The 2,200-nt window shown below is 30.5% G+C and carries 2 protein-coding genes and 1 rRNA gene; all 3 read right to left on the bottom strand.

The annotated features are described in order from the left end of the window. Positions 1-509: 509 nt before the first annotated feature. The 3 genes from gpmA to rrf all read right to left on the bottom strand — a co-directional run bounded on the left by gpmA (position 510) and on the right by rrf (position 2,008). Entirely contained in the window at positions 510-1,241 is a 732-nt protein-coding gene (gene gpmA / locus ACREWB_RS12425) for a 2,3-diphosphoglycerate-dependent phosphoglycerate mutase (protein WP_431547759.1), read from the bottom strand. Between the two features lie 134 nt (positions 1,242-1,375). Beyond that, positions 1,376-1,735: a hypothetical protein gene (locus ACREWB_RS12420; protein ID WP_431547758.1), complete on the bottom strand. Its 360-nt coding sequence runs from the start codon at positions 1,733-1,735 to the stop codon at positions 1,376-1,378. Between the two features lie 156 nt (positions 1,736-1,891). Next, positions 1,892-2,008, bottom strand: a 5S ribosomal RNA gene (gene rrf, locus ACREWB_RS12415). Between the last annotated feature and the right edge of the window lie 192 nt (positions 2,009-2,200).

The raw sequence follows: 2,200 nt of genomic DNA, 5'->3' as shown, positions 1-2,200 counted from the left end.
TCAAGCTCATTACATACTATTTAGTCTTACGACTAAAAATTTACTTTTTTCTAAAGTAATTAACTGGTTTAGCAAAATATTATTTTGCTATTCTTTACCTATTTCTCTGTTTAATTTTCAAAGACCATTTTTTTGTTTTCGTCAATAACTGATAACATATACAATGATACTACATATTTCTTGTTTTGTCAATAACTTCTCAAGTTTTATTTTGATTTAAGAACTGATTAAATTAACAATAAACATATAATTTACTTTGCCACCGCTTTGCGACGACAAGGAATATTCTATCACATAAATATGAGCGCAATTTTGATAAACAACCGTTCTACCTAAATTACGTCCATATTCCTAGCTATAAGTTTAAATTATTCAATTATACACATTGCGATACGCTAGGCTATTTTTTGTAAATATTTGTTTTGTCTTGTATTCTACAATGTTTACCTCGCTAGCTTCTTCATGTATTCCCACTTATAGAAGTGGAACACTTTCCTTCTGAAATATCGTTAAAACTCCGTAGGAATAGCATCTTGTGGTAATTCTCCCTCTAACTCTAAATAATAGTGCCGGATAGGGTTCAAATTATCATCCAATTCATATACAAGTGGGACCCCTGTAGGTATATTTAAAGATACAATATTATCACTTGATATATTATCCAGATGTTTAACTAGTGCTCTTAAAGTATTACCATGTGCAGAAATTATAACCTTCTTACCATCTTTAATTTTAGGTGTTATTTCTTCAAACCATACTTCCATAACCCTCTTTATAGTATCCTCCAAATTTTCAGTTGTTGGAATCTCTTCTTCTCTTAATTCTTTATATTTTAACTCCTTACCTGGATATCTATCATCAGTCTTTAAAAGTTCAGGTGGTCTTACATCTACATATCTTCTCCATTTATGAACTTGTTCATCTCCATACTTGTCGGCAGTTTCTTTCTTGTTTAATCCTTGTAATGCTCCGTAATGTCTTTCATTAAGCTTCCATGACTTGTATACAGGAATCCACATAAGATCCATCTCATGCAAAACAATCCAAAGTGTTCTAATTGCTCTTTTTAGTACAGAAGTATATGCTAAGTCGAAAGTATATCCGTTTTTTTTAAGTATTTTACCCGCTTTTCTTGCTTCAATTAAACCATCTTCTGATAAATCTACATCTGTCCAACCGGTAAATTTATTTTCTTTGTTCCAAATGCTTTCACCATGTCTTATTAACACAAGCTTATTCAACTTAATCACTCCCTTATTAATTTATTATACTAGATATAACCCTATACTCAATAAATAAGCCACCCGTAACTGAAGTAACGGGCGGCTATCATTTGTTGTATATAACTTCAAATCTATCGCTATATTTAATAGTATTATTCAACCTTGTAATCTATTTTATATTCTTGGGGGAAATCTTTTATATCATAGGACAATAACCACTCTAATACCCTAATCTCACTTTCCCTAGGAGAAAATTCTACTTCTGGGCTTAATAATCTTGTGAATCTATTCTCATTAAAACCTGTTACTTCATGTATTTGATTAATAATTTCTTTTGTACTTTTTCTATAGTTATTATTTACTCTATCTATTACTCTAAGGAATAAATCAGATAATTCCGTATTTACTGCTACTATCACTTTAGAAGTATGACTAAATCGTTTTGCAATTTCTAAATTACTTAACTTAATATTGTTTTTATAATCATCAAAAATCTCATTAGTTTTTAACACGTTAATACCCCCTAATTACACTTTATAAAGCATTATATGACATATAATTATTATATCACAGATATTCTTTTATTTTATCTTTTATTTTATTATACCCTTTATTTTATTTATTAAACAAAAAAACCGCTAAGTCTAAACTTAGCGGTTTTTTATATTACCTGGCGACAACCTACTCTCCCACAAGGTCACCCTTGCAGTACCATTGGCGCATTGAAGCTTAACCTACCTGTTCGGTATGGGAAGGGGTGTTACCTTCATGCCATAATCACCAGATTGAGAATATAAATATTCTCTCAAAATTGCACAGTAAAATAATCTTCTCGCTATCGCTCAAAGCCTTCGCTCCTTTTTTACAAAAGGAGTATATCGCAAAATTAATACTATTATGTTACTTTTATTTATTTTGGTCAAGCCCTCGACTTATTAGTATTAGTCAGCTGAACATGTTACCATGCTTACACCTCT

Source organism: Clostridium sp., assembly GCF_050717635.1.
In the GTDB taxonomy this organism is placed as follows: Bacteria; Bacillota; Clostridia; order Clostridiales; family Clostridiaceae; genus Clostridium_AD.
The sequence above is the reverse complement of the archived record's forward strand: the minus strand, read 5'-3'. Positions and strand labels throughout refer to the sequence as shown.